Genomic DNA, 22925 nt, shown 5'->3' on the forward strand with positions numbered 1-22925 from the left:
TTATTGATGACGACCCCGTCGCCGAATCCTCAGCCGTCACCCGAGCGGCCGCCGGACAAGCCCCAGGCACGCACCGAGAAAGGCCCGGCGGAGCCTTCCCGGACCCCACCGGCGGTCGCGCAGCCGCCCGATTGGGAGTATTCGGGGATCGACCCGGAACTGATGCACGCGTTCGAGCGCGATCTCGGCCAGGCGGAGAGCACGCTCGGCAGGCACGAACCGCGGATCCGCCGCACCCTGGAAGACCTCGATCTGGACACCTCACGGCTGAACGCGCTGCGGGAACTGGGCAACTGGATCGGCGCCAAGCGGCCGGAACTGCGCCGCCGCAACGAGACCATCCAGGCGGCGAAACCGGAGTGGGGCGCGGTGGGGGCCGGCGGGCTGGCGCCGTTCGACGAGCACCTGTACAGCGCCGCCTCCAGCCAGCCGGATGTGTACGCGGCGGCACTCAAGCTGCGTGAGGTCGACCGTAACGGCGAAGTTGACGAGAAGACCGTCGCCGAGCTGGAGAAACGGGCGGGCGACGCAGGATTCGCCACCTCCCTGATGTACGCGCTCGGGACGGAGAGGTTCCGCCACCTCATGGCGGCGCTGGTCTACCACAAGGACGAGCGGAGGCAGCGATTACAGGCGGCGCTGGGCAAGACGCTCGGCGCGGCCAGCCCGCGGCTGAGCGAGTCATGGCGGAAGGAACTGCTCGACCATCTGCGTGTGCCGGTGGATCAGCACGCGCTCGCGGCGGTGCTCCCGTACGGGAAGTTCAGCCGGGACTTCCTGGTGGCCGCCGCCAAAACGCTTGAGGGCCTGGACCGGAAGACCTGGAACGAGAAGCCAGCGACCGGCATTCCGCACGATCCGATGATCGGGGTCATGAAGGCGCTCGCCAACCACCCCAAGGCAGCCCAGGACGTCTTCGTCGGCGACCCCGGCATCATGAAGCGGTACGTCACCGAACGGCGGATGCATGACGACGGGGCGGCGTTCGGGGCGGCGCTGGAAGCGGCGACGATGACCTACCGCGATCGCGACGGCTCACCCCCGGAACCGTCGCCGGGATTCATCTCGGCCAAGATCGCCTCGGATTTCATCCGCTGGGAGGCCGAGCGCGTTCTGGCCGGAACCGAAGGGCCTGCCTTTGCCACGACCGGCAGTGCGGCACGTATCATCAGCGCGTATATAAACGATGTCAATCGTATTGCCGAAGCACCTAAGACCGGCGGGAAATCCAGCGTGTTCGTGAACGATCGTCCCCATTTGCTGGCGAGTGATCAGCTATGGGGCGCGCAGTTCGAGAAGCCGGCCCTCCACAAGGTCATGGAAGATGTTTTCAAGCATGATGCCAAGGCGCTGGCAACGGTGATGGCGGCTCAGATTGCGTGGTCGAGGAAACTGATCGACCATGGCGCCGCACAAGCAGCGGCAGGAAAGAGCACGAAATCGCTCCTGGCCAACATACGGGAAACCGGGGCGGGTCTCGGACTGATCACACATGCAAGCGGGCTAGCCAAAATCGAGCTGGGAACGAAACTGGACGAGCAGCAGGAGCGGAACATGAAGGTATTCATGGCTGCGGTCAACACAGGGCTCGGCATCCCGCAGACGGCTGCATGGGCGATAACGGCTACCACTCTGGGTTCGTGGACCAGCTTGATCGAGGACTCGGCCAAGACCGATCTGAACAGGGTCAAGGCCACGTACGAGGCCAACATCGCTATGGGTGAGGCACATTATCTGCACGATCAGTTGATTGCCGACGCCATGCTTAGAAACGGTTTGTTCGGCAAGAGCGAGCCTGCCGCTCCCACGCATCCATGGGGATCCCTGGATGGAGTGGAGAAGGGGGACGACCCGCGTAAGTCGCCGAACAACTTCCTGAAGGATGACGGAAATAGTCTGATGACACAGCATGAGATGGCACCTTATCCGGGGGATGTCCAGCCTCGACTGGATGCCTACCAGACGTGGCTATACGACGGGCTCGCCGGTCAGCAATGGAATCGGGCCCGCAACGAGTCGCGCTGGGGCTTCGAGGATGGCAAGCCGGAGCACCAGTGATGTGGAGAATTCCTCGCACCGTATCGGTCGTACTGCTAAGCGCAATGATCTTACTCACCGCGTGCGAGCAGCAAAAAAGCCCGCCGGTCGACAGGAGGCCACTTCCGTCGATAGCTGCTGCGCCCTATGTCTGCGACTATGTGCCGCTCGATGCGGTGCGGCTCATGACAGGGCTACGGGATCCAATTGTCGAGGGGTTCTTCGACCTCACAGTGGGAAGGGAACTTGACGGTTTGGACTATGGCACGGGTTCATGCCGCGTCTACGAGCCCACCGGAAACAAGCCAAAAGTACTACAAATAACTCTTTCTCCCGCTGGATCGGAAAGTGAGGTCGCGTGGGAAGTCAGTCATGGAGCCCGGCGATTGCCAGAGATCGTTCCCGGTGCGATTGGCTCCTACGGGCAGAACGGCAGCGCCGATGAAGCTCAGGCGGCTGCGATGCTGGTGCATGGCTCCGACCGGGTGATCGTGGAACTCATCCAGGGCGTCAAGGGACGGGACAACGCCGCAGACGTGGTGGCCATGATGAAGCTGGTGGCGCCGAAGCTGATCCTCGACGCGACCCCCGCTCCCGAGAAGACCAAGGACTGAGCCGATGGCCGCGATGGTGCGCAATCCCCTGTACGAGGCGCTCCAGCAGGCCGTCAGCACCATCGGCCCGATGATCGAGCAGATCAACGCGGACGTCGACCGTCCCTGCCGGATGTTCCACTCGGCTAAGGTCTGGACCGGGCCGGCCGCCAAGCAGTTCGACGCCCAGCTCGCCCAGTTCAGCTCCCGTGCCCGCACTTCAGGGCAGGCGATCGTGGATGAGTTGCGTCAGGTCCTGAATCGTACGCCGAGCGAGGTGACCGAGGAGGAGGCCGCTTCCATCAGGCGGAAGTACAGGCTCGCCTGAGTTCGGGTGTCGGCCCCCAGCGGGTCGCCGAGGGCCGCTGACCCTAGAAGTCGAAGATGCCGTTCTTTGCGCCGGCGACGAACTTGTCCCAGACGGCGCGGCGGAGCACCCAGGGCTCGGTGTCTGGTTGCTCGGTGTCACGCAAGGCGACGCGGCCGTCGGACAGGTGCTTGGCCTCCAGGCAGTCTCCGCCTTGACGCCGCGATCCTTCACGCCGTTCCTCAGAGCCTCAAGGACGCCTTCGGTGGCGATCACCTGGTTCACTCGGCTGACGAAACCCTGCTGGGCGAGGTCGGGGTCGTGGCCGTAGCGGGCGAGGAGTTCGTTCCACTCATCGATCTGGGCCGCGCCGATGAACGTGAACAGGTCGGCGCTGACCAGACCCAGGTCGACTCTATAGTCCGAGTGGTGGCCCACCTCCCAACCGCGCTGCTGCATTGCCGGTACCTGTGCCTCGACCGCAAGTTCAATCGGACCCGGCAGCAGACCAGGGGCAAGGGTTACGAGGCGTGCGACGGGCTGACTGACCGGCACACGCTGGTGCACGTCAAGGCGGCGGAGAGCTCGGAGCCTCTCAGCCACCAGTTCGCCCAGGCGCTGATCTCCACCCGGACCTTGTACAACGAGCCGGACGCCCGCGCGAAGTTCAGCGCGAAGGTGGCCGAGCTGAGCGATGGCCAGCTCACCGTGCCGGAGAACTTCGTGCCGGGCAAGGTCGTGCTGGCCATCCTCCTCAAGGGCAAGGAACTGACGCCCGACTCGCTTTACCCGTTCGCCCAGGTCGCCCTTGTCGCGCTCGCCGATACGCTCCGGCGTGACCACGGGGTGATCGTCGAGGTCGTCGGGATACCCAGCGGCTCCTCGGATAGCGCGGGCGAGACTATCCGAGCAGAAGGGTGATGTGGCGGCCGTACGGCGTGGTCGCCTGCTCGATGGCGCCTCGTTCTTTCCATAGCGAGGCTCGGGGCGCCGGTCGGAGATCACCAGTACGTCGATTGTTCCCATGCCCGCCGGTGGTGATCTTCCCGACCGGTGATGAGTGCGGTCACATATTGTCAGCCCGCCGCTGTGCCCGGCGTGAGAACGTACCTTCCGCGTACGCCGCCCTTGGCGACCGCGCGGTGGGCGGAGGCGACCTCGTCGAGAGGCACGACGGCGTGCACCCGCACCGGGAGGCGGCCATCGGCGGTGGCCTCCAGGAGCTGCGCGAGCCGGGCGCCGTCCGGCCGCGCCACCACTACGCGGACGGTGATGCCCCGCACCTCCGCCGGCGCCGCCCCCGGCTGCACGCCGACGAACAGGCCGCCGTCGCGGACGAGGGGCATGCCCTGCTCCTGCATCGCGGCGCCGTCGGCCACCGCGTCCCAGCCGGGCGTGGCCCGCGTGGTGAAGCCGGCGCCGAGGTCGCGCACGAACTCCTCGTCCTGCGTACGGGCCAGTCCGGTGACCCGCCACCCGCGATCCTGGGCCAGCGAGAGCACGTAGCCGCCGACAGCGCCCGCCGCGCCGGTCACCAGCAGGCTCCGGCCGTCACCGTCGCCGAGCAGGTCGACGAGCTGGGCCGCGGCCAGGCTGTTGAGCGGGACGGCGGCCGCCGCGACCAGGTCGAGGCCGGCGGGCACGGGCGCGATGTCGTCGGCCGACACGATCAGCTGCTCGGCGTACGTGCCGAAGTCGCGGTCGAACCCGTCGATCAGTCCCGCGACCCGGGTGCCGACCGTCCAGCCGACGCCCGGTCCGGCGGCGGCGACCGTACCGGAGAAGTCCCAGCCCAGACCGGTGTGGTGGGGCTGGTCGACCAGCCCGCGCCCGTGGAACACCCCGGCGGCGACCGCCAGGTCGACGGGGTTGACCGCGGCCCCGGCGATCTCGACCCGGACCTGACCCGGTCCGGGCTCGACGAGGGGCACGTCGATGATCTCGATGGAGTCGGGGCCGCCCGGAGTGCGGACGACGGCGGTGCGGAAGGTGGTGGACATGTCGCCTCCTATGGAGAAACGGGAGCTTTTGCACCACCATGGAGGGGTTACTCTCTGACGGGAAGTACGCACTCCGGAGTGCGTATCTCACCCGGCGGTAGGAAGGAGCGGCCGATGCCGACGACGACGGCGGCCCAGCAGCGGGCGCAGGCGAAGATGGAGTACGACGCGTTCCTGGCCGGCTGCCCCAGCCGCCGGCTCCTGGACCGGATCTCCGACAAGTGGGTGTCCCTGATCCTGGCCGCGCTCGGGAGCGACGGCCCGCGCCCCGGCGGGGACTGCGCCGGTGAGCCGAGACCGATGCGCTACTCCGAGCTGTCCCGCCGCCTGGCCGGAGTCAGCCAGAAGATGCTCACCCAGACCCTGCGCAGCCTCGAACGCGACGGCCTGATCACCCGCACGGTGACGCCCACCGTGCCCGTCACGGTCACCTACGAGCTGACCGACCTCGGCCTCTCGCTCCGCGACCTCATGCACGGCATCAAGGCGTGGGCGGAGACGCACATGGACGAGGTCCTCGCCAACCGGGAGCAGTACGACACCCGTACCACGTGACCAGGGGTTGCAGATGGCACGAGCGCGACGCCCTTCCGCGCAGACCGCCGCGGTGCTCATCGCCCTGGCCGAGACGGGCGCGAGCCAGAGTCACGGCTACGACCTGCGCCACGGCGGCGCGGCCCTCGGAGCGGCTCTCCGGCGCCCGCGTGGCCGAGTCACGCCGCCGCGACCCGGGCGGAGAGTCCCCGGCGGTCGAGGACGACGGTTCCGGCGCGTCAGATCGCGGCGCCCGCCGAACCGTTCAGTAGCCGCGCAGGTGAAGGCAGTGGAAATGACCGGCTGAAGTCCGGCTGCCGTCCTGGAGCCCCCTCTTGCGGTGAATCAGGCTTGGGCGCATGGGATTTCCGAAGGTGACATTCATCGCCGGGGCGGCCCTGGCCGCTCTGACCCTGGCGGGCACGGGCGCAGCCCACGCGGCGGACGGGCAGCTGACCTTGATCAGCGAGACCGGCAGCCGCACGATCGTCTACGAGAGCTGTCAGCCTCCGAGACCGCTCCAGCCGCAGCTCTCTCAGCTCCAGTCGTTCCGCAACCAGCCGCCTCCCGGCTGCCAGGCCGTCCTCGTCAACCAGTCCGGCGCCGGCCTGGTGCTGTGCGTGGGGCGCGGGTTCGTACCGCCGGAATTCAGCCGCCCGTCATTCGTCCGCGTTCAGCCCGGCACCGCGCCGGCCTGCCTCTGAGACGGAAGGGCCGCGGGCCGTCACCCCGCTGGGGAGCGACGCGCCTGCGACGACAGATCAGCAGAAGTCGACGTTGACGTACTTGCGGGCCACCTTGTGGATTTTCTCGTCGGTGGTGACCAGAGTGCAGTCCAGTGCTTCGGCCAGGGCCACGTAAGTGGCGTCGTAGCCGTTGAAGTTGGCCCTCAGGTCCCAGGCGCGATCGGCGGTGAGGTCGTCGGCGTGACGGGTGAAGGGCAGGCCCGCCTTGACCATCCGGGCACCTTCGGCGCGGGCCTCACTGATCTTCCCGCCGAGGAGCAGGCCGCGCAGGGCGTTACGGAACTCGTAGTCGAGCAGGTGAGGGATGTGGAGCCGGTTCTCGGCGACGCGGGCGAGCAGTTCGTCGGCGGGGGAGTGTCCGGCCAGGGCCTCGACGAGCGCCGAACTGTCGATGACGATCACGACTCGCGGGTCTTCCGTATCTCGGCGACGACGTCGTCGCGACTCGCGCCGCCGCCCAGCGACCGGAGGGCCTCCAGCCGTTCTCTGATCGTGTCCGGAGCCGGAGTGGCAGCGACTTCGGTGAGGATGCCGGCCACGTAAGCGGACAGCGACATCCGCTTGCGGGCGGCCCTCGCCTTGAGCTCGGCGACGACTTCCTCGTCCAGGCCTCTGACTTGCAAGGTGGCATCCATGCTGTAAGCATACTGCTTTTGGAACATGCTGAATAAGCGCCCTGCTGCCGGTCTTGATCGTCCGGCGGACCATAAACTGCCGGTCATGGCACCCAGACGCAGGCGGAGTCCCGCGGAATCGCGCGCCGAGCTGCTGGCGGCGGCGGCCGGGCTGATCAGGGAGCGAGGTCCGGACAACGTCAGCCTGCGGCAGATCGCCGAGGCCGCCGGGGTCGCGCACGGGCTCGCCTCCCACTATTTCGGCACCTATGCCGCCCTGGTCCGGGAGGTGCTGCGGGCCGAGAACGATCGCATCGAGGCGCGGGTGCGCGAGCGCATCCAGGCCGAGGACGGCGTGCCCACCGCCGCGGGGATCATGGGGGTGCTGTTCGACACCCTGGCGGACGAGCGCTATCTGCGTCTGTTCGTCTGGGCCGAGATGCACGCGGAGTACCGCGGCGCCGCGCGTCCGGAGCTGGTGGAGCTGGTCGACACGATGGAGGCCGGCATCCGCGCCGCGCTCGCGGGAGGGCCGGTGCCGAGCCGGGCGCGCATCGAGGCGGTCGTGCTGGTCGGGCTGTCGGCCGCGTACGGGTTCGCCATCGGCGGCCGGTCGTGGCTGGCGGGCCTGGGCCACGATCCCGACGACCCGGCGTACGAAGCGGAGTTCCGCGTTCAGCTCGCCCGGATGATGGGGGCGCACATGGTGGAGGAGTCCTGTTCTCCAGTTGGAGAATAAGATGGTGTGGTCACGCTGACCGCACAGACAGGACTCCGAAGCATGGTCGAGCACCCCCCGAGCCGGCAGGTACGCCCCTCCGACGAGGAGCGTGACCAGGCCGCCCAGCGGCTCCAGTCGGCCGCCGCCACCGGCAGGATCCAGCTGGGCGAGCTGGATCAGCGGCTGAGCGAGATCTACGAGGCGAGGACCCAGGACGAGCTCGCGTACGCGGGCCGCGGCCTCCCCGAGCCCGCCCGCGCGGAGACGCTGGTGGTACGGGACGAGCCGAGTTCCCGGTTCGCGCTGAGCGTGTTCGGCTGGTTCAGCCGCAGGGGCCGCTGGGTCGCGCCGCCCGCGTTCACCTCGCTGGCGGTGTTCGGCGGCGGGGAGATCGACCTGCGCGACGCCCGCTTCGCGAGCCGGGAGATCCGGGTGCGCGCCTTCGCCCTGTGGGGCTACACCGAGGTGATCGTGCCCGACGACGTGGAGGTCGAGGTCAAGGGCTTCGGCCTGTTCGGCGCGTTCGACAGAAGCGCCGTGCGCCGGGAGCGGGGGGCGCCGCGGATCGTCGTCAGCGGCCTCGCCCTGTTCGGGGGCGTCGGCACGAAGGTCAAGAAGGCCTCCGGTTCGTGAGCTGCCGGGTGATCGACGGGTCGGCGATGGCTGTGTCGGCGGCCAGGAGGAACGCTTTGGACAGCACGACCGACAGCATGCCGCCGTCCTCCTCGAAGGGCAGGAAGACCTGGTCGCCGACGCCGCCGGGGACGATGCACAGGTAGGCGTCGTCGGGCTCCATGAGGATGTTTCCCGAGCCGAGGTGGATCTTGTAGGTGCGCAGGTCGCCGCGGACCCGGAGGAAACGTTCGGTGAGCTCGCAGCGGCTCGCGATGGAGAGGCGGGGCAGCAGCCGGGTCAGGGCGTCGCGGCGGATCCGGGCGGTCTCCGACAGCGCGCCGAAGCTGTAGGACTGCCAGTAGTCGCCGTGGCCCTGGAGGTCGAGGCCGGTGGAGGTGACGCCGACGGCCAGGTCCGCGTCGCGCAGCGTCTCGGAGAGCACCAGGGGAGGGACCCGCTCCAGGGGGATGGTCCGGCCGTCCGCGCCGGTGAAGCGGAGGTTTCCGCTGACGCAGATGGAGACCGTGCCGACGCCGTCGCGGTCGAAGGAGTGCTCGTCGAGGTGGAAGTCCCAGTGCGCGGCCAGCCCGCCGGGCAGTTCGCGGGTGGCTTCGGCCTGGTCGGAGCCGTACTCCCAGCCCCAGTGGCCCAGCGACATGCCGGTCCAGCCGCGCTCGGTCAGCAGCGCCTTGGCCGTGCCGTACCGCAGGAGGTGACCGGCGAAGCGGCGTGAGTGGTCGTGACTCGCCTCCTCGGCCGGGGTGAGCAGGTAGACCTCGCGGAAGGCTTGTTTGAACGGCTGGCGCAGGCCGGCGTCCATGAGATGGTCGCGCCAGGCTCGGACCTCCTCCACGCCGTGCGTGATGGGATGCCACAGACGGACCGGGGTGTCAGGGCCGGGCTGGATGCGGCGCCCGTCCGGGCCGGTCAGCTCCCAGCCGTCCTCGCGGCGCACCGGAATCCCGGCGGGGCCCTGGAGGATCTCCCAGATGAGCGTACGGGCGAGCGTGCCGGTGACCGGATGGTCCAGATAGAACGCACACACGTCGCGCCAGCGCCAGACGCGCTCGGTGGCCAGGGCCCGCTCGATCCGGAACCGTTCGGCCGGCAGGGTCTTCCTCAGCTCCTTGGCGGCGGCCCTGAACTCGGCCAGAAGCTCCCGATCGACGCTCCTGGGGATGGTCTTGCGGATCTTGCCGGATGGATCGGTGAAGGTCACGGTGCCGTCGGCGGCCAGGCGCAGGCCCTGCTCGGTGCGGACGCCGTCGGGCCCCAGCCCGAAGCCGGGCACGGTGCGCTCCAGGAGCTGCTCCGGGGAGAGCCCCGCTTGCGCGGCCACCGCGCCGATCGTCCTGGCCACTCCGGCGAGAATGGTCTTCTTGCGCACCTTGGCCTGGACGCGGGCGAGCTGGGCGACCACCTCCAGGCCGCCGCGCCGGCCCAGCACGCCGACCGCGGCGTTGGCCAGCTTCTCGCTGCGGGCGTTGGCGCCCGTGCCGCCGATGCCGGTGCCCGTGGTCACGGCGACGTCACCCAGCAGCGAGGTCACCCACGGCTGGTCGACGAGCTCGCACGTCCAGACCATGCCGCGCAGCGGCACGGCGGTGCGCTCGCGCAGGAAGACGGTCTCGGTCCATTCGCCGCCGCCGCGGTACTGGTGGCGGTGGGTGACCTCCCGGTGCGCGACGAGCATCCGGAGCACGTCCCGGATCACCTCGTCCGCCTCCGGGCTCAGCAGCGCGGCGGCCCGCTTCAGCCACCGGGCGCTCGGCTTCGACGCGGTCGCCGTGTTCCAGTGGCGCAGCAGCGGCAGCACCTCGGGCGCGGCCAGCCGGGCGGCGTGCGCTTCGATCATGCGCCGGGCGAAGGCGTCGTCCTCCCACATGATGTTGCGGACGGTCGCGGCGGGGTCACCGGTCTCGGGCTCGGTGAGCAACGTCCCGATCGGCTCGCGCAGCACCTCCCAGGCGGGTTTCCAGTATTGGGCCAGCCATCTGGGCCGGTGGTTGAGCACGTCACGCCGTTCGTGGTACGGCAGCCGGGCGGTGGCGTCCAGCGGCAGCCTGTAGAGCTCGTGGATGTTGGTGTGCTCCCAGGTCATGAGCCTGTCGGCCACGCCCCACAACTGCTTGACGGTCTCCATGGGCAGGTCCGGCATCCGGTCGATCACGTCGCGGATCACCGCCAAGCGGCGCTCGTCGTGCTCGTGGCCGCCGTCCCAGCCGAGGCTGAGCCGCATCTGCGCCCAGACGGCGAACGGGACGCGTTCGTCCTCCCCGCAGACCAGCTCCTCTTCCGCCGCGAAGGCGGCGTCGAGGCGGTCGAACAGGTCGCGGTGGTCGTTGGCGAAGTACACGGAGGTGTAGTCGTTGTTGAGCGGCGAGTCCTTGAGGATCTGATAGTCCACGTCAGCCCCCGACCAGCGGGACGAGCTTGACGAACGACACCACCGGGTCGGTCGTGAGGACGACCTCCTCGTCCAGGTCCTCGATCTGCCGGTCGCCCACCAGCAGCAGGAACCCGTTGCGGGCGAACGCGGCCTCGGCCGCGTCGGCCTGCCTCTCCCAGTCGAGCCTGCGTGCGGTGCGCATCCGGTAGCCGTTCAGCTCGGTCTCGGCGTCGGTGGGCTTGACCAGGCCTCGGAAGTGGTGGCTGGGGGCGGCGTTGTGCCGGGCCACCTCCTCGCGTACGCGGAGCCGTACCAGCTCTCTGGCGGAGATCCGCTCCGGCAGCCCGGGCAGGGAGAACTCCTCCAGAGCCCGGCCTGTCGCGGTCTCATCGCGAAATGTCACCGTCGTCATGAACGCACCCGTTCCGTGGGGGGTTGGATGATCACGTTCTTCATAGCAGCGGCGGGTGACAAATCACGGTGGGGTCAGAGAGGCTCACGGGTCGCCGTCGCGCCGTCGCCTGCGGCGCAGCACCGCCGACGGACGCACCTCCAGCCCGCGGGGCACGGTCCAGCCGCGCCACTCGGCGACGATCCGCAGCAGAACGCCGAGCGTGATGGCGGCGACGGTGCCCGCGACCGGGAATCCGGTGGCGATGCCCAGCACCTCCACGGCGGCGACGAGGACGGCCACGGAGGCGTACCAGCGGGTGTCCTGCAGCACCGCGGGGACGCGCTGCAGGAGCAGGTCCCGGATCGCGCCGCCGCCGACCGCGGTGATCGTGCCGAGCAGGATCGCCGGGAGCCAGCCCAGGCCGACCCCCATGGTCTTCTGCGCCCCGACGGACGCCCACACGCTGAGCGCCGCCGCGTCCAGGAACTTGAACGCCGGGCTCCAGTCGGGCGGTGAGATGTCGAGCAGGAAGGCGACCCCGGTGCCGGCGAGCGCGGTGGGGATGTAGGCGGGGTCGGTGAGTGCGGCCGGAGGGCCGTGCTGCAGCAGCACGTCGCGGATCAGCCCGCCGCCGAGCCCGGAGGCGATCCCGATCACGAGGAAGCCGAACAGGTCCAGCCGGTCGCGCCGCGCCACCGTCCCGCCGAGCAGGGCGTTGAGGAACACCCCGACCAGGTCGAGGACCGTGGTGGCCGTGTCCATCCGCACCCTCCCGAGGGTAATGATCACCGTGTCCGGGGTCGCGGGTGTTGGTAAGGATGTTGCCGCAGGTTGGCGTATACGAACCGGCCCGTCGGGGATGACCAGGTATGTCCGTACTCATGAGAGGGGCACGGCATGCCGGGCGGCACAGAGATCCTCGCCGGCCTGGACCGGATCAGGCCCGGCCTGGAAGCGCTCTACAAGGACCTGCACGCCCACCCCGAACTCGGCCACGCCGAGCGCCGCACGTCCGCCGAAGCCGCCAGGCGGCTGACCGGCTGCGGCTACGACGTGCGCGCCGGGATCGGCGGCACCGGAGTGGCCGGCGTGCTGGAGAACGGCGACGGGCCGGTGGTGCTGGTCCGCGCGGACATGGACGCGCTCCCGATCCGGGAGCGGACCGGCCTGCCCTATGCCAGCACCGTCACCGCCCCGGGCGACGGCGGCGAGCCGCGGCCGGTGATGCACGCCTGCGGGCACGACGTCCACGTCACCTGCCTGCTCGGCGCCGCCCGGCTCATGGCCGAAGCCCGCGACGCCTGGAACGGCACCCTGGTGGCGCTCTTCCAGTGCGCTGAGGAGCCCGGCGACGGCGCCGACGCCATGCTCTCCGACGGTCTGGCCGACCGTGTCCCCCGGCCCGGCGTGTGCCTGGCCCAGCACGTCCTGCCGTTCCCGTCGGGTCGGGTGGGCACCCGCCCAGGCCCGGTGCTCTCGTCGGCCGACAACTACCGGATCACCGTGCACGGGCGCGGCGCGCACGGCTCGCGGCCCGAGTCGGGCATCGACCCGGTGGTGATCGCGTCCATGATCGTGGTGCGGCTGCAGACCATCGTCTCCCGTGAGATCGGCATGCTCACCCTCGCCGTGGTGACCGTGGGCAGCCTGCATACCGGTACCAATCCCAACAACATCCCCGAGTCGGCCCAGATGGAGATCAACGTCCGCACCTACGACGAAGACACCCGGGCGAAGGTGCGCGCGGCCGTCGAGCGCATCGCCAGGGCCGAGTGCTCCGCGGCCGGCGCCCCCGAACCACCGGACATCCAGCGCTTCGGGAGCTTCCCGCCGACCGTCAACGACGAGGCGGCCACCCGCCGGGTCGCCGACGCGTTCGCCCGGCACTTCGGCGACCGGGCCGGCACTCTCGACCCGCAGACCGCCAGCGAGGACTTCAGCAGGATCCCCGACGCCTTCGGCGTCCCGTACACCTACTGGGGGATCGGCGGCACCGACCCCGGCCGGTACGCCCGCGCGGCGGAGCAGGGCACCCTGGACAGCGACATCCCGGTCAACCACAACGCCCGCTTCGCCCCGGTGATCCAGCCCACTCTCGACACCGGGGTGCGGGCGATCGTGGCCGCCGCCGCCTCATGGCTCGTGACATCGGCGTCGTAGGCTCGGCACGGGCTCCCCGAGGAGGCAGCATGACCGTACGCGTGGAGCGCCGGGGCCAGGTCACCACGGTGGTGATCAGCAGGCCGGAGGCGCGTAACGCGGTCGACCGCGAGACCGCCGGCGCGCTCGCCGCCGCCTTCCGCGAGTTCGACGCGTCCGACGCCGACGTGGCCGTGCTCTGGGGCGAGGGCGGCACGTTCTGCGCCGGAGCCGACCTCAAGAAGCTGGACAACCACGTCGGCGAGGAGGGCGACGGGCCGATGGGGCCGACCAGGCTGCGGCTGTCCAAGCCGGTCGTCGCCGCCGTCTCGGGCCACGCGGTCGCGGGCGGGCTGGAGCTGGCGCTCTGGTGCGACCTGCGGGTGGCGGAGGAGAGCGCGGTGTTCGGGGTGTTCTGCCGGCGGTGGGGGGTGCCGCTCATCGACGGCGGCACGGTCAGGCTGCCGCGCCTCATCGGCCGGAGCAGGGCGATGGACCTGATCCTCACCGGCCGCCCGGTCGGCGCGCGCGAGGCGTACGAGATGGGCCTGGCCAACCGGGTGGTGGCCGACGGGACGGCCCGCCGGGAGGCGGAGGCGCTGGCCCTGGAGATCGCCCGATTCCCGCAGGCGTGCCTGCGGGGGGATCGGATGTCCGTCCTGGAGCAGGAAGGGCTGGGGGAGCGGGAGGCCATGCGCAACGAGCTCCGGCACGGCCTGGTCTCCCTGCCGGACGCCGCCTCCGGTGCCGCGCGTTTCGCCGGGGGCGCGGGCCGGCACGGGGACTTCGGAGCGATCTGACCCCGGGCTCCTACGCGGTGCCCAGGACCGGGTAGTTGGCCCTGAGGACGCCGTGCGGGTCGCGGGCCCGCTTGAGGTCGCGCAGCCGGGCGAGGGTCCCGGCGTCGAAGGCGGACGCGGCCTGCTCCCCGCTGTGCAGCATCGTGTACGGCTTGCGCCCGCTCGTGTGCGGCACCAGGGCCTTCGACAGGACGTCCATCCGCTCGGCGGTGCCGGGCATGGCCGGGCCCACCATGTACAGCAGGTACGGCTCGGTCAGCTCGCCGGCCGCGCCGCCCGAGGGGCGGGTCAGGGCGCCGCCCAGGTGCCGCACCTGGACGCTGAAGAGCGGATCGATCGGGTCCGCGAGCAGCGCGGCCGCCACCGCGTCGTCCAGCCCGGTCAGCAGCTCCACCCGCCCGGCCGATGGGGTCGGGTCGGTCGGCTCGGCGCAGATCGAGCCGAGGTCGGCGACGGGCAGCACCGCCCTGGTGTCGCCGATCGCGCCGCCGATCGCGTCGAACGGGCGCAGCAGCTCACCGGGGTCCTCGCCCAGGTACGTGCAGTCCACCGCGACGAGCCCCGGGGCGCCGGGGAACTTCAGCAGGTCGAACCAGACCGTCAGCTCCTCGGGCGCGCCGGCCGTGACCTCGCGGAAGGCCGCCAGCACCTCGGGCGCCCGCTCCGCCGGCCACATCATCCGCCCGCCGTACAGGACGGGCGCCGGGCTCAGCGCGAACTCCAGCCCGGTCACCACCGCGAAGTCGCCGCCGCCCCCGCGCAGCGCCCAGAACAGCTCCGGGTCCGACTCGGCGGTCACCCGCCCCCGCGCCCCGGTGGCGTCCACCACGTCGGCGGCCAGCACGCTCGCGGACGCGAACCCGTACTTCCTGCTGAACCAGCCCAGCCCGCCGCCCAGCGTGTACCCGGTCACGCTCACCACCGGGGAGCTGCCCGCGACGCCGGTCAGCCCGAGCGGCCCGGCCGCCGACAGCACCTGGCCCCACTTCGCGCCCGCGCCGACCCGCGCGACGCCGTCCGCGATCTCGACGGTGTCCATCAGGTGGGTGCGCAGCAGGACCACGCCCTCGGCCGTCACCGCGCCGTGCCCGCTCGCCTGGGTGGTCACGGTGAGCCCGTGCAGCGCGGCGTGGCCGACCGTCGCCGCGACGTCGTCGGCGCCCGCCGCTTCCACGACCGCCGCGACCGGCTGGTCCACCGACAGGTTCCACGGCGTACGAGCCTCGTCGAACCCCGCGTCACCCGGGAGCCACAGTCTGCCCTTGATCATGTTCTTCAGCTCGTTCATGGGGACAAGCATGCGTTTTCCTGTTTGCGGCTGACTTGGGGTTGACTTGGGGTTCGTGGACGTGCGACTGCTCGGCCCCCTGGAAGTGGCCGACGCCTCGGGGGCGCGGCTGGACCCCGGCACCCGCAAGCAGCGGGCCGTGCTCGCCATGCTCGCGCTCAGCCCCGGCCGCCCGGTCTCGCTGGACCGGCTCGTCGAGGAGCTGTGGGCGGGCGAGGCTCCGGCCAAGGCGACGGCCACCCTCCAGGCGTACGTCTCCCACCTGCGGCGGGTGCTGGAGCCGGGCCGCCGGCCACGCACCCCGCCGCGCCTGCTGCTCACCCGCGAGCCCGGCTACCTGCTGGACATCACCCCTGCCCAGACCGACGCGGGCCGGTTCGCCGCGTGGGCGGCCGACGGGCGCCGGCTGCTGGCGGCGGGGCGGCCCGCCGAGGCGGCGGGCGTGCTGGACCGCGCGCTCGGGCTGTGGCGCGGGGAGCCGCTGGCGGAGTTTCCCGGGCTGGGGTTCGCCGGGGCGGAGGCGGCGCGGCTGTCGGAGCTGCGCTCGGGTGTGGTCGAGGACCGGCTCGCCGCCCGGCTGGAGCTCGGCGAGGCGAGCGTGCCCGAGCTGGAGGAGCTGGTCTCGGCCGGCCCGTACCGGGAGCGGGCGTGGTCGCTGCTGGTGCTGGCCCTCTACCGGGCGGGGCGGCAGGCCGAGGCGCTGTCCGCCCTGCGCCGGGTGCGCGCGCTGCTGTCGGACGAGCTCGGCATCGAGCCGGGACCGGCGCTCAGGCGCCTGGAACAGGCTGTCCTCACCCAGTCGCCCGAGCTGGAGACCCCTTCGGCGACCGAGGCGGGGCCGCAGCCGGGTGCGGCGGCCGGGGTGGCGCGGCATCGGGAGGGCGGACGCGAAAGGCTGGTCGGGCGGGAGAGAGAGGTGCGGGCGCTGGAGGAGCGGCTCGCCGAGGCCAGGGGAGGGCGTGGCGGGCTGGTCATCGTGAGCGGCGAGGCGGGCATCGGGAAGACGAGCCTGGCCCGCGCCGCCGCCGACGTCGCCGGATCCCGAGGGTTCCGGGTCGTCTGGGGACGGTGCCCCGACGAGGGCGGCGCGCCCGCGTTCTGGCCCTGGCGCCAGGCGGGGGTGCTGCCCGCGCGGCCGCACGCCGAGCTGTTCGACCTGTACGACGACGTCCTGGCTTACCTGCGCGAGGAGCCGACCCTGCTGGTGCTGGAGGATCTCCACTGGGCCGACGCCTCGTCGCTGAAGCTCCTGGAGTACGTCTCCGCCGAGCTGCCCCGTACCGCCACGCTGGCGATCGTCACGCTCCGGCCGGACGAGCAGCGGGAGCGGCTCGGCGAGACGCTGGGCGCGCTGTCGAGAGAAGGGCTGCGGTTGCCTCTCGTCCCCTTCGGTGCCGACGAGGTACGCGCCTACCTGCGGCAGCGGGACGTGCGCGCCGACCCGGTGGCGCTGCTCGACCGGTCCGGCGGGAACCCGTTCTACCTGGAGGAGCTGCTCCGGCTGCCGGAGAGCGAGCGCGACCGGGTGCCGCCCGGCGCCCGCGACGTCATCGGCCGCCGCCTGGCCAGGCTGCCCGGCCCCACCCAGGACCTGCTCAAAGCCGCCGCCGTGGCGGGCCGCGAGGCGGACGTGGACCTGCTGTCCGCCCTCGCCGGCCGTCCGGTCGAGGACGTCATGACCACCCTGGAGCCCGCCCTCGCCACCGGCCTGATCACCGAGTCGGCCACCGGCTACCGCTTCTCCCACGCCCTGGTCCGCGAGGCCCTCGACACCGGCCTCACCCGCCTCGACCGCGCCCGCCTGCACCTCCGCGCCGCCGAACACCTCGAACGCGCGTCAGCTCCCGGCCCCGCCGACCATCTGGAAGGCGCGTCGGCTACCGAGCCCGCCGACCACCTGGAACGCCGCCCGGACGACAACGTAGGACGGCGCCCTGAGCGGGCGTCGGGCGCCGATGCCGGGGGCCGGTCGGCGGAGCGGGCGTGGGGTGGGGATCTCGGGGGGCGGAGCGCGGGTCCTGATCCTGCGGTGCTCGCGGCGCACTTCGCCGCCGCCGCTCCGCTGGCTCCGGCCGGGAAGGCTGTCGCGTACGCCACCGAGGCCGCGCGCCAGGCAGCCGGGCGGCACGGTTACCAGGAGGCCGTCGCGCTGTGGGAGCTGGCGCTGGCCCACCTGCCGCCCGGCGACTCGGCCGCCCGCTGCCGCACGCTCACCGGCCTGGGCCAGGCCAGGCGTGCGGTCGGCGACGCCGAGGGCGCGTTCCGCGACCTGGCCGAGGCCGTCGCGCAGGCGCAGCGGATCGGCGACCGGGCGGCGCTGGTGCCGGCGGTGACGGCGTTCGGCGCACCCGCCGTGTGGAACTGGCGGCCGTACGGGTTCGTCGACGACGACCTGGCCGACGTGCTGGAGAACCTGCTCGCCGGCCCGCTCGGCGACCACGACAGGGCGGCCCTGCTCGGCACGCTCGGCGTCGAGCTGCACTACGGGCCGCGCCGCGCGGAAGGGGAGCGCCGGGCCGCCGAGGCGGTCGAGCTGGCCCGCGCCACTGGCGACCCCGCCCTGCTGGCCAGGACGCTGAACAACTACCTCCTGGCCGCGTTCGTACCGGGACGCAACCACGAGCGGCTGCGCGCCGTCGACGAGCTGCTCGCCATCCCGTGCCTGCGCCGCGAGGAGAGGCTGGTCGCCCGCGTCATCCGCATGTCGTGCCTGCTGCGCGCCGGCGACCTCGCCGAGTGGGAGCACGAGCTGTCCCGCTGCGAGCAGCTCCTGCGCGAGCTGCGCAGGCCCGAGCTGGAGGCGATGGTCCGGGTGGCGCAGACGGGCGGGCTCATGCTGCGCGCCCGCTGGGCGGAGGCCGAGTCGCTGCTGGAACGCTTCCCCGCGCCCCGCTACGGCGCCAGCCTGTGGGGCCTGGACGCGCGCCGCCTGATCGCCCGCTACCTGTGCGGGCGCGCGCGGGGCGAGGCCGCCGGGCTGGTGGACGAGCTGGTCGCCGCCTCCGAGCCCGCGCTGATGGCGCCGGTACGCCCCGTCGCGATCCTGGCCGCCCTGGAGAACGGCCGCGAGGTCCTGGCCCGCGAGCTGCTCGCCCGATGGGGCGGCACCCTGCGGGAAGACTGGTCGGCCGACTTCCTGTGGCCGGTGTGGGGCCTGGTCGCCGCCAGGCTCGGCACCCCCTCGCCCGACGACCTCTACGCCCGGCTGCTGCCCATCGCCGACCAGCTCGTGGTGATGGGCTCGGGCAGCGCCGTCTTCGGCTCGGTCCGCGACGCGCTGGCCCAGCTCGCGCTCCGGCTCGGCCGTACGGAGGAGGCGGCGGAGCACGCGCGGGCCGCGATCGCCGCGCACCAGCGGCTGGGCCTGCAGTATTGGGAACAGCACAGCCACGACCAGTGGCAGTCCGCCACCGAACGAGCGAACCCCCGGTCATAGAACCCCGAACCAGCCGGCACGGCGCGCACCCCGTCCAGTCCGCGCCGATCGGGCCGGGACAGCGTCTCCCTGTCCGGAAGCGCGTCGTGCCGGTGCCGTGGGGATGTCGGGGGGTGCGCGTATCGTGACCACATGTCTGACATCGAGGTCGCCGGCCGCGAAGTCCGCATCACCAGCCCCGACAAGGTGATCTTTCCCCGCACCGGCCACACCAAGCTCGACCTGGTGCGTTACTACCAGGCCGTGGGCGAGGCGGCGCTGCGCGGCGTCCACGGGCGGCCAATGGTGCTCAAGCGGTTCGTGCGCGGCGTGGAGGAGGAGCCGTTCTTCCAGAAGCGCGCCCCCGCCAAGCGGCCCGGCTGGATCGAGGTGGCCGAGCTGAAATACCGGTCAGGGCTCAGCGCCGAGGAGGTCGTCTGCACCGATCTGGCCCAGCTCGCCTGGGTGGTCAACCTCGGGTGCGTCGACCTCAACCCGCACCCCGTGCGCGCCGACGACCTGGCCCACCCCGACGAGTTGCGCATCGACCTCGACCCGGTGCCCGGCGTCGAGTGGGACGACGTGCTGCGCACCGCCCAGGTGGCCCGCGAGGTGCTCGCCGACCACGGCCTGACCGCCTGGCCCAAGACGTCCGGCTCGCGCGGCTTCCACGTCTACGCCCGCATCGACCGGCGCTGGCCGTTCGCCCAGGTGCGCAAGGCGGCCGAGACCGTGGCCCGCGAGGTCGAGCGGCGCGCCCCCGACCTGGCCACCAGCCGGTGGTGGAAGGAGGAGCGCCACGGCGTGTTCGTCGACTTCAACCAGAACGCCTACGACCGCACCGTCGCCTCCGCCTACTCGGTGCGCGCCGTCCCCGACGCCCGCGTCTCCACCCCGCTCACCTGGGACGAGGTGCCGGGCTGCCGGCCGGAGGCGTTCACCGTCGACACCGTTCCCGCCCGGCTGGCCGAGTCGGGCGACCCGTGGGAGGACATGGACCTGCACCCCGGCTCCCTCGACGGCCTGCTCGCGCTGGCCGAGGAGCTCGGCCCACCGGCCAAGCCGCCCAAGGGCACCGGCCGCAGGCGGCAGACCAGACCCGTCATCGAGATCGCCAAGGCCCAGCACAAGGACGAGGCGCTGGCCGGCCTCGAACGCTGGAAGGCCCGCCACCCCGGCGTCGCCGCCCGCCTGGAGCCCGCCGACGTGCTGGTCGACGGCATGCGCGGGCGCAGCAGTGTGTGGTACCGGATTCGCGTCAACCTCCAGCACGTCCCCGAGGCGGAGCGCCCGCCGCAGGAGCCGCTGGAGGTCGACTACGACCCCTGGAGTTAGCGGCCGGAGATCAGGTCGGCGATGCGGGCGTAGGGCGAGGTGGTGGTGCCGTGGTCGTTCTCGCTCCGGTCGGCGGCCCTGTAGAGGGCGTAGATCAGCTGCACGCCGATCCAGCGCAGCGGCTCCGGCTCCCACTGCCGCACCTGGCGGCCCACCCACGGCAGCGACGTCAGCTCGGTGTCGCGCCGCAGCACCAGGTCGCGCAGCGTGCGCCCGGCCAGGTTGGTGGTGGTCACGCCGCTGCCGACGTAGCCGCCCGCCCAGCCGAGCCCCGTCTCGTGGTCCAGGTGCACCGTCGAGCACCAGTCGCGCGGCACCCCGAGCACGCCGCACCACGCGTGCTGCACCCGCGCGTCGGCGGTGGCGGGGAACAACTTGACGAGCATCCGCCAGAGCGACGCGACCGTCTGCGCCTGCGTGGCCCCCCAGACGTCGGTACGCGACCCGTACCGGTAGGGCACGCCCCGCCCGCCGATGGCGATCCGGTCGTCGGCCGTGCGCTGCGCGTAGATGTAGCCGTGCGCCTGGTCGCCGAGCAGTTCGTTGCCCGACCAGCCGATGTGCTTCCACATCTCGGCGGGCAGCGGCTCGGTGACGATCATCGAGCTGTTCATCGGCAGCCACTGCCGGTGCTGGCCCGTCAGGCTGGCGGTGAAGCCCTCCGTCGCGCGGATCACGTACTCGGCCGTGACCGTGCCGCGCGTGGTGACGGCCGACGCCCGGCCCGCCTCGCGCGGGCGGATCTCGGTCACCGTGGTGCTCTCGAAGATGTCCACGCCCAGCGCCTCGGCGGCGCGGGCCAGCCCGATCGCCAGCTTGGCCGGCTGGATGCGGGCGCAGTGCGGCGAGTAGGCGCCCTCGATGGCGCCGGCCACGTGCAGCCGCTCGCCCATCTCGTCGCGGTCCATCAGGCGCATGTCGTCCTCGCCGTACCCCCACGTGCGCAGGTCGGCGACCTCGGCGCGGAGGCGGCGGCGCTGCGCCGGGTTGGTGGCGGCGTGCACCAGCCCGCCCTTGTGGACGTCGGCGTCGATGCCCTCCTCACGGGCCACGTCGATGACCTCGTCCACCGCGCGGAACATGGCGTGCTGCAGGTCGATCATGGCCTGGCGGCCGCGCGCCCTGGCGTGCCGCTTGCGCGACCCGGCGAACTCCGCCGACAGCCAGCCCCCGTTGCGGCCGGACGCGCCGAACCCGGCGAACTCCTTCTCCAGCACGGCGATCCGCAGGTCAGGCTGGGCCTTCTTCAGGTAGTAGGCCGTCCACAGGCCGGTGTAACCGCCGCCCACGATCGCCACGTCGTACACGCGCGGGCCGGGCAGCGGCGCCCGGCGCGCCGGCAGTCCGGCCTGCCGGTACCAGAACGAGACCCCGCCGTTGGCGAAGTCCCCCGTCAGCGGGATCCCATTCACGTCTGAAACCGCCTTCCATGTCAGGCTAGTGGGGAAGAGAGGAACGGAGCCGGGCGCCCCGTCGGTGATCCGGGTGCTCAGGCCGGGGTGGGCGGGCTGATCACCCAGATGACCTCGGCCGGCTGGTCGCCCTCGTTGGCCACGCGGTGCGGCACCGAGGTCCGGTACTCCACGCTGTCACCCGGCCCGAGCACGTGCGGGGAGGCAGAGCCCGACGGGCCGAGCCACACGGTGATCCGGCCGTGGAGCACGAGGAGGATCTCCTGCGACTCGCCGTGGGAGTACGGCTCGTCCCCGGTGGAGGCACCGGGGTCGAACTCGCCCGCGTACACCTCCACGTTCTGGAGGGGACGCTGGGAGATCAGGTACTTGCGGGTGCCGGGGGCGGTGCGTAACTCGGGACGCGACGGGCGGCGCACCACGCGGTGCCCGATCTCGTCCTCCTCGCTGAACAGGTCGGCCACGGTCAGGCCGAGCGCCGTGGCGATCCGCCTGAGCATGCCGATGCTGGCGCTGGTCCGGCCGCGCTCAAGCTGGCTGATGAAGCTCGGGCTCGCCTTCGCCTCGACGGCCAGTCCGCGCACGGTCATGCGGCGCATGTTCCGGTACGTCCGGATGCGCGCACCCAGGCGGGCGGTCTCTGGCTCCGTCATCGAACCCTCGGTCGGCGGCACTGAACAAGGTGTTCAGTGTAACGGAAGGGACCGTACAGGTTAGGAGAAACCCCAGCAAAACGGCATACTACGCCCGGGTCTGCCGCTGGTAACCCTCGTCGCCGCCGTACACCCGCACATCCGGATCGCGCTCCGGCTGGTTCGCCGGGCTGGTCGGCGACGCGGTGTGCTCCTCGGCGAAGTCGTCCGACAGCTCGGCCGCCGGCGTCAGCCACTCCCGCCACCCGAGCGTGCCCAGCGGGGCGTTCCTGACCATCAGCCGGCCCGCCCGCTGCTCGGCCGCCGCCTTGCCGGGATAGCGCACCCGCGGGCACAGACGGCGCAGCCCGCGCGCCCTGAGCCAGGTCCTGACCAGCTCGGAGGTGCTGAGCACCTCCGGGCCGCCGTACGCGAGCGCCGCCCGGCGCGGCTCGCCCGCCAGCAGCCCCGTCAGGTAGCCGGCCACCTCCCGGGCGTCCACCGGCTGCCAGGGCAGCGACGGGTCCACCGGGAGCACGGGAGAGGCGGCCCACTGCCGCAGCAGCAGGTCCAGCGACTGGTGCAGGTGGCTGTGGCGGACGAGGGTCCAGCCCAGGCCGCTGCTCCTGACGACGCGTTCGGCGTCCTCCCGGCGCCGGCGCTCCCGCCCGGTCGCCGGCGCCGCCACCCGCAGCAGGTGCGGCACGCCCGCCCCGCACGCGGCGGCCACCAGCGCGCGAGCGGCCGCCGGGTCCGCGCGCCGCTCAGGCAGGAGCAGGACGGCGTCGCAGCCGCGCACGGCGTCCTTCACCCGCTCGCCGGGGAACCACCGGGAGTCGCCGCCTTCACCAGGTCCCCGGCCCAGCGCGCGGACCTCGTGACCCGCCTTGACCAGGGCGGGCACGGTCGCCCTGCCCAGCGCCCCGCCCGCTCCCGACATCAGAATGCGCATGC

General features: G+C 71.9%; 23 protein-coding genes. 12 read left to right on the plus strand and 11 right to left on the minus strand.

Annotation, left to right across the window (positions count from 1 at the left end):
• The first annotated feature begins 6 nt into the window (after window positions 1-6).
• The 3 genes from FR742_RS09675 to FR742_RS09685 are packed head-to-tail and all read left to right on the plus strand — an operon-like array spanning window position 7 to window position 2958.
• On the plus strand, window positions 7-2058 hold the full coding sequence (locus tag FR742_RS09675) for a hypothetical protein (protein ID WP_148030639.1): 2052 nt from the start codon (window positions 7-9) through the stop codon (window positions 2056-2058).
• A gap of 44 nt (window positions 2059-2102) precedes the next feature.
• Window positions 2103-2651: a hypothetical protein gene (locus FR742_RS09680; RefSeq protein ID WP_148030640.1), complete on the plus strand. Its 549-nt coding sequence runs from the start codon at window positions 2103-2105 to the stop codon at window positions 2649-2651.
• A gap of 4 nt (window positions 2652-2655) precedes the next feature.
• On the plus strand, window positions 2656-2958 hold the full coding sequence (locus FR742_RS09685; protein WP_148030641.1) for a hypothetical protein: 303 nt from the start codon (window positions 2656-2658) through the stop codon (window positions 2956-2958).
• 43 nt (window positions 2959-3001) lie between these two features.
• Here FR742_RS09685 and FR742_RS09690 read toward each other — a convergent pair whose 3' ends face one another.
• On the minus strand, window positions 3002-3103 hold the full coding sequence (locus tag FR742_RS09690) for a hypothetical protein (RefSeq protein ID WP_261808447.1): 102 nt from the start codon (window positions 3101-3103) through the stop codon (window positions 3002-3004).
• Window positions 3104-3258: 155 nt separating this feature from the next.
• Between FR742_RS09690 and FR742_RS44435 the strand changes: the two genes are divergently transcribed.
• Window positions 3259-3858, plus strand: coding sequence for a DUF6119 family protein (locus FR742_RS44435; protein ID WP_187281069.1), 600 nt, complete (start codon window positions 3259-3261; stop codon window positions 3856-3858).
• A gap of 155 nt (window positions 3859-4013) precedes the next feature.
• On the opposite strand, the gene FR742_RS09695 is transcribed toward FR742_RS44435, so the two are convergent.
• Window positions 4014-4937 carry an NADP-dependent oxidoreductase gene (locus tag FR742_RS09695; RefSeq protein ID WP_148030642.1) on the minus strand — a complete coding sequence of 308 codons (924 nt, stop codon included), beginning with the start codon at window positions 4935-4937 and terminating at the stop codon, window positions 4014-4016.
• 114 nt (window positions 4938-5051) lie between these two features.
• Here FR742_RS09695 and FR742_RS09700 point away from each other — a divergent pair, with 114 nt between their 5' ends.
• A complete protein-coding gene (locus FR742_RS09700) occupies window positions 5052-5492 on the plus strand; it encodes a helix-turn-helix domain-containing protein (protein WP_148030643.1) in 441 nt (146 codons plus the stop codon).
• A 338-nt stretch (window positions 5493-5830) separates the two neighbouring features.
• Window positions 5831-6175, plus strand: coding sequence for a hypothetical protein (locus FR742_RS09710; protein WP_148030644.1), 345 nt, complete (start codon window positions 5831-5833; stop codon window positions 6173-6175).
• Window positions 6176-6232: 57 nt separating this feature from the next.
• Here FR742_RS09710 and FR742_RS44440 read toward each other — a convergent pair whose 3' ends face one another.
• Together FR742_RS44440 and FR742_RS44445 are read right to left on the minus strand one after the other, a co-directional pair.
• Complete coding sequence (locus FR742_RS44440) at window positions 6233-6619, minus strand: type II toxin-antitoxin system VapC family toxin (RefSeq protein ID WP_187281070.1); 387 nt, start codon at window positions 6617-6619, stop codon at window positions 6233-6235.
• Window positions 6616-6852, minus strand: a complete 237-nt coding sequence (locus tag FR742_RS44445; RefSeq protein WP_187281071.1) for a FitA-like ribbon-helix-helix domain-containing protein — start codon at window positions 6850-6852, stop codon at window positions 6616-6618. Before FR742_RS44445 ends, FR742_RS44440 begins: the two co-directional genes overlap by 4 nt.
• An 85-nt stretch (window positions 6853-6937) precedes the next feature.
• Here FR742_RS44445 and FR742_RS09720 point away from each other — a divergent pair, with 85 nt between their 5' ends.
• Together FR742_RS09720 and FR742_RS09725 are read left to right on the plus strand one after the other, a co-directional pair.
• Entirely contained in the window at window positions 6938-7570 is a 633-nt protein-coding gene (locus FR742_RS09720) for a TetR/AcrR family transcriptional regulator (RefSeq protein WP_261808448.1), read from the plus strand.
• A 42-nt stretch (window positions 7571-7612) separates the two neighbouring features.
• Window positions 7613-8185 (plus strand): DUF1707 domain-containing protein, encoded by a 573-nt coding sequence (locus FR742_RS09725; RefSeq protein ID WP_148030646.1) that lies wholly within the window; start codon window positions 7613-7615, stop codon window positions 8183-8185.
• Here FR742_RS09725 and FR742_RS09730 read toward each other — a convergent pair.
• From FR742_RS09730 to FR742_RS09740, 3 genes are all read right to left on the minus strand, one after another.
• Window positions 8163-10574, minus strand: coding sequence for a DUF4132 domain-containing protein (locus tag FR742_RS09730; RefSeq protein WP_148030647.1), 2412 nt, complete (start codon window positions 10572-10574; stop codon window positions 8163-8165). The two genes, FR742_RS09725 and FR742_RS09730, sit on opposite strands and share 23 nt — an antisense overlap.
• Window position 10575: 1 nt before the next feature.
• On the minus strand, window positions 10576-10968 hold the full coding sequence (locus FR742_RS09735) for a hypothetical protein (RefSeq protein ID WP_148030648.1): 393 nt from the start codon (window positions 10966-10968) through the stop codon (window positions 10576-10578).
• Window positions 10969-11052: 84 nt separating this feature from the next.
• Window positions 11053-11712: a trimeric intracellular cation channel family protein gene (locus tag FR742_RS09740; RefSeq protein ID WP_148034449.1), complete on the minus strand. Its 660-nt coding sequence runs from the start codon at window positions 11710-11712 to the stop codon at window positions 11053-11055.
• A 135-nt stretch (window positions 11713-11847) separates the two neighbouring features.
• Here FR742_RS09740 and FR742_RS09745 point away from each other — a divergent pair, with 135 nt between their 5' ends.
• A complete protein-coding gene (locus FR742_RS09745) occupies window positions 11848-13110 on the plus strand; it encodes an amidohydrolase (RefSeq protein WP_148030649.1) in 1263 nt (420 codons plus the stop codon).
• 29 nt (window positions 13111-13139) lie between these two features.
• Window positions 13140-13889 carry a crotonase/enoyl-CoA hydratase family protein gene (locus FR742_RS09750; RefSeq protein WP_148030650.1) on the plus strand — a complete coding sequence of 250 codons (750 nt, stop codon included), beginning with the start codon at window positions 13140-13142 and terminating at the stop codon, window positions 13887-13889.
• A gap of 10 nt (window positions 13890-13899) precedes the next feature.
• Here the strand turns inward: FR742_RS09750 and FR742_RS09755 are convergent, their stop codons facing one another.
• Window positions 13900-15177: an FAD-binding oxidoreductase gene (locus tag FR742_RS09755; protein ID WP_261808449.1), complete on the minus strand. Its 1278-nt coding sequence runs from the start codon at window positions 15175-15177 to the stop codon at window positions 13900-13902.
• Window positions 15178-15232: 55 nt separating this feature from the next.
• Here FR742_RS09755 and FR742_RS09760 point away from each other — a divergent pair, with 55 nt between their 5' ends.
• Window positions 15233-18613 (plus strand): AfsR/SARP family transcriptional regulator, encoded by a 3381-nt coding sequence (locus tag FR742_RS09760; RefSeq protein ID WP_148030652.1) that lies wholly within the window; start codon window positions 15233-15235, stop codon window positions 18611-18613.
• Window positions 18614-18745: 132 nt separating this feature from the next.
• Entirely contained in the window at window positions 18746-19927 is a 1182-nt protein-coding gene (gene ligD / locus FR742_RS09765; protein ID WP_148030653.1) for a non-homologous end-joining DNA ligase, read from the plus strand.
• On the opposite strand, the gene FR742_RS09770 is transcribed toward ligD, so the two are convergent.
• The 3 genes from FR742_RS09770 to FR742_RS09780 form a co-directional block, all read right to left on the minus strand.
• A complete protein-coding gene (locus FR742_RS09770; protein ID WP_148030654.1) occupies window positions 19924-21339 on the minus strand; it encodes an FAD-binding oxidoreductase in 1416 nt (471 codons plus the stop codon). The two genes, ligD and FR742_RS09770, sit on opposite strands and share 4 nt — an antisense overlap.
• 77 nt (window positions 21340-21416) lie before the next feature.
• Window positions 21417-21992, minus strand: coding sequence for a helix-turn-helix domain-containing protein (locus FR742_RS09775; RefSeq protein WP_148030655.1), 576 nt, complete (start codon window positions 21990-21992; stop codon window positions 21417-21419).
• A gap of 88 nt (window positions 21993-22080) precedes the next feature.
• On the minus strand, window positions 22081-22923 hold the full coding sequence (locus FR742_RS09780; RefSeq protein ID WP_148030656.1) for an SDR family oxidoreductase: 843 nt from the start codon (window positions 22921-22923) through the stop codon (window positions 22081-22083).
• Window positions 22924-22925: the final 2 nt, after the last annotated feature.

The organism is Nonomuraea sp. C10 (genome assembly GCF_008017515.1).
In the GTDB taxonomy this organism is placed as follows: Bacteria; Actinomycetota; Actinomycetes; order Streptosporangiales; family Streptosporangiaceae; genus Nonomuraea; species Nonomuraea ferruginea.

Bases quoted from the DNA above. Each gene is read 5' to 3' on its own strand.
- FR742_RS09745 (WP_148030649.1), top strand. From the start codon at position 11,848: ATGCCGGGCGGCACAGAGATCCTCGCCGGCCTGGACCGGATCAGGCCC.
- FR742_RS09750 (WP_148030650.1), top strand. From the start codon at position 13,140: ATGACCGTACGCGTGGAGCGCCGGGGCCAGGTCACCACGGTGGTGATC.
- FR742_RS09755 (WP_261808449.1), bottom strand. From the start codon at position 15,177: ATGAACGAGCTGAAGAACATGATCAAGGGCAGACTGTGGCTCCCGGGT.
- FR742_RS09780 (WP_148030656.1), bottom strand. From the start codon at position 22,923: ATGCGCATTCTGATGTCGGGAGCGGGCGGGGCGCTGGGCAGGGCGACC.
- FR742_RS09720 (WP_261808448.1), top strand. From the start codon at position 6,938: ATGGCACCCAGACGCAGGCGGAGTCCCGCGGAATCGCGCGCCGAGCTG.
- FR742_RS44445 (WP_187281071.1), bottom strand. From the start codon at position 6,852: ATGGATGCCACCTTGCAAGTCAGAGGCCTGGACGAGGAAGTCGTCGCC.
- FR742_RS09740 (WP_148034449.1), bottom strand. From the start codon at position 11,712: ATGGACACGGCCACCACGGTCCTCGACCTGGTCGGGGTGTTCCTCAAC.
- FR742_RS09710 (WP_148030644.1), top strand. From the start codon at position 5,831: ATGGGATTTCCGAAGGTGACATTCATCGCCGGGGCGGCCCTGGCCGCT.
- FR742_RS09695 (WP_148030642.1), bottom strand. From the start codon at position 4,937: ATGTCCACCACCTTCCGCACCGCCGTCGTCCGCACTCCGGGCGGCCCC.
- FR742_RS09725 (WP_148030646.1), top strand. From the start codon at position 7,613: ATGGTCGAGCACCCCCCGAGCCGGCAGGTACGCCCCTCCGACGAGGAG.
- FR742_RS09685 (WP_148030641.1), top strand. From the start codon at position 2,656: ATGGCCGCGATGGTGCGCAATCCCCTGTACGAGGCGCTCCAGCAGGCC.
- FR742_RS09675 (WP_148030639.1), top strand. From the start codon at position 7: ATGACGACCCCGTCGCCGAATCCTCAGCCGTCACCCGAGCGGCCGCCG.
- FR742_RS09680 (WP_148030640.1), top strand. From the start codon at position 2,103: ATGATCTTACTCACCGCGTGCGAGCAGCAAAAAAGCCCGCCGGTCGAC.
- FR742_RS09700 (WP_148030643.1), top strand. From the start codon at position 5,052: ATGCCGACGACGACGGCGGCCCAGCAGCGGGCGCAGGCGAAGATGGAG.
- FR742_RS09775 (WP_148030655.1), bottom strand. From the start codon at position 21,992: ATGACGGAGCCAGAGACCGCCCGCCTGGGTGCGCGCATCCGGACGTAC.
- ligD (WP_148030653.1), top strand. From the start codon at position 18,746: ATGTCTGACATCGAGGTCGCCGGCCGCGAAGTCCGCATCACCAGCCCC.
- FR742_RS09735 (WP_148030648.1), bottom strand. From the start codon at position 10,968: ATGACGACGGTGACATTTCGCGATGAGACCGCGACAGGCCGGGCTCTG.